The organism is Bradyrhizobium sp. ORS 375 (genome assembly GCF_000239775.1).
Taxonomy (GTDB): Bacteria; Pseudomonadota; Alphaproteobacteria; order Rhizobiales; family Xanthobacteraceae; genus Bradyrhizobium.
Genome location: NZ_CAFI01000384.1, coordinates 1 through 1,973, shown reverse-complemented (window position 1 = coordinate 1,973; position 1,973 = coordinate 1). Strand labels below are relative to the sequence as shown.

Annotated in this window: 3 protein-coding genes; 2 read left to right on the top strand and 1 reads right to left on the bottom strand. The window is 67.7% G+C overall.

Annotated features, from left to right (window positions below):
* Both BRAO375_RS26195 and BRAO375_RS26190 read left to right on the top strand, forming a co-directional pair.
* Positions 1–548 (top strand): extensin-like domain-containing protein (locus tag BRAO375_RS26195; RefSeq protein ID WP_035642294.1); only part of this gene is annotated, 548 nt, incomplete at its 5' end.
* Between the two features lie 265 nt (positions 549–813).
* Positions 814–1,080: a hypothetical protein gene (locus BRAO375_RS26190; RefSeq protein WP_035642296.1), complete on the top strand. Its 267-nt coding sequence runs from the start codon at positions 814–816 to the stop codon at positions 1,078–1,080.
* Here the strand turns inward: BRAO375_RS26190 and BRAO375_RS26185 are convergent, their stop codons facing one another.
* Complete coding sequence (locus BRAO375_RS26185) at positions 1,081–1,695, bottom strand: class I SAM-dependent methyltransferase (RefSeq protein ID WP_009030458.1); 615 nt, start codon at positions 1,693–1,695, stop codon at positions 1,081–1,083.
* Between the last annotated feature and the right edge of the window lie 278 nt (positions 1,696–1,973).

Below are 1,973 nucleotides of genomic sequence, written 5' to 3'. Positions count from 1 at the left end.
GTCCGATCGTATCCGCGCTCGACCGCTGGATTGCGGAGTCGGTGCAGCCGGCCGCGCAGCGCTGGTTCGGCACCAAGGTCGTCGAGATCAAGCAGATCTCCGCCTATTCCTGCCGCGGCATGAACGGCAATCCGAGCGCACACATCTCCGAGCACGCCTTCGGCAATGCGCTCGACATCTCCGCCTTCATGCTCGCCGACGGCCGCCGCATCACCGTCAAGGATGGCTGGATCGGCCTGCCGGAGGAGCAGGGCTTTCTGCGCGACATCCAGGGTGGGGCGTGCCAGCAGTTCACCACGGTGCTCGCGCCGGGATCCAACGTCTATCACTACGACCACATCCATGTGGACCTGATGCGCCGCGCCAGCCGCCGCCTGATCTGCCAGCCGGCGGCGCAATCCGGCGAGGCCGTCGCCGCGCGCGCGCAGCAGCGCCGCTACGGCTACGGCCAGCGCGAGCCGGATGTCACGAGCTCGATCCCGGCGCGCAAGCAGGCCAAGTCGATCGGCCAGCTGATCAACGAGGAAGACGAGTTCCGCGATTATTGAGCTCGGAGGAGCGGCGGGGAGCGAAGCGACACCACGCCATGTCATTCGCTCGCGGCTGTGCGCGCCTGTGGATTTCTCTCTCCCAGGATGCAGCGGAGAGCGCGTCCTGTCCCGCTCCGGAACGCAACTGCGACCAGCGCAGCGAGCGCATTAGGGATCCGTTGACCATTTTTGCCGTCCGCCATTGGCCGACACTAGACCTGCCACACTCGCCAGGAACAAGGCGCGCGGGGTTCTGGTTGCTGGCCGGATGGGAGTGGTGGAGATGGCATTGTATCGCATCAAGGCGATCGGCTCGGGTTTCGAGGTCGGCACCGACGAGCAGCCGGTGCTGGTCTGCCGCTCGTTGAAGATCGCCCGCCGCGCTGTCGCCGATGCGCAGCGCCTGGCGCTGCTGCCGCCGCGGCCGATCCCGTGGCGGGTGCCGCCGGAGGGCAAGCTCGCCAATCTCGACGTCGAGGATGTCGCGGGCCAGGACGAGCGCGGGTTGGAGATCCTCGTCGTCGCCGACGGTCCACCGCTGTGCGGCTGACTAACAGGCGCGGAAGCGGCAGAACTGGAATTGCTGCACCGAGCCCCAGGGCGTGCCATGCGCCTCGGTGCAGGCGTCCTGCAGTTCGAAGGCGGGACCGAGCGTCGCGGCGAGGCTCGCTGCGTCGTAACGCACGACCGGCAGCCCGCTGCATGTCTCCGGACCATCCAGCGCAAACGTGCCGATGATCACGGCGCCGCCCGGCACGACGGCGCTGCGCAGCCGCGCGACATAGGCGGCGCGATCATCGGCGTCGGTGAGAAAGTGAAACGCGGCGCGATCGTGCCAGATGTCGTAGCGCGCTGGCGGCGTCCAGCGTGTCACATCAGCCGTGATCCAGTCGACGGCAGCCGCGGCCGCGCCGATCCGGGCACGCGCCGCCGCCAGTGCCGCTTCGGAAATGTCCAGCACCGTGAGCGCGCCATAGCCCGCTGCCAGCAGCGCATCGACCAGCCGCGAGGCGCCGCCGCCGATATCGATGATGCGCGAGGAGGGCCCAGCGCCCGCCTCGCGGATCAGCCGCAGCGACGTCGCCGGCTGGTCCTGATACCAGCTCACCTCGGTCTCGGCCTTGGTGGTGTACACGGTCTGCCAATGGGTGGTGCGGTCGGACATGGCGGGCTCGGCTTTGATGAACCGACGGTAGCATGACTCCGTCCGGTGCGTGCAAGCGACAACAGCCCGCCGCGCGTGACCGAGGTCCGCGCGAAATGCAGCAATCTCGCCACGAGCACGCTGCGCTCCCTCTCCCCGTTCTTCACGGGGGAGAGGGCTGGGGTGAGGGGCGGCCGCGCGGGCAGAGCAAGTGATGAGTTCGATTCCACTTACTCATGGGGCTTCGATGATGCATTTGTTTGCGAGGGTAAGGCGAGAGTAGATCGCAATTCACACCG

What these genes read in the sequence shown, in the direction of transcription:
- BRAO375_RS26190 (WP_035642296.1), top strand. Translation starts at nt 814, where the DNA reads ATGGCATTGTATCGCATCAAGGCGATCGGCTCGGGTTTCGAGGTCGGC.
- BRAO375_RS26185 (WP_009030458.1), bottom strand. Translation starts at nt 1,695, where the DNA reads ATGTCCGACCGCACCACCCATTGGCAGACCGTGTACACCACCAAGGCC.